Here is a 233-nt window from a genome sequence, read left to right on the forward strand (position 1 = left end):
ACGTGCGGGTGCACCGGGTCCAGCTCGGCGGCGTCCTCGCACAGCAGCAGCCGGTCGGCGGGCGGGGCGCAGCCCAGCAGGGCCGACAGCAGCGTCGTCTTGCCCGTCCCGGTCCCGCCGGTGACCAGGACGGCCAACCGCCGGGCCACCAGCGCGCGCAGCAGCGGCGCCACCCCACCGGGCAGCGCGCCGGGTCCGGCTGTCGCTGGACGACCTGGACGCCGCCGGCGCGC

General features: G+C 79.8%; 1 protein-coding gene. It reads right to left on the reverse strand.

The genetic code is table 11. The features are described from left to right. On the reverse strand, positions 1–173 hold a 173-nt coding region (locus AC0IVP_RS22225), incomplete at its 3' end, for an ATPase, T2SS/T4P/T4SS family (protein ID WP_471759319.1). Positions 174–233 lie beyond the last annotated feature (60 nt).

It is taken from the genome of Klenkia sp. AC732 (assembly GCF_979256525.1).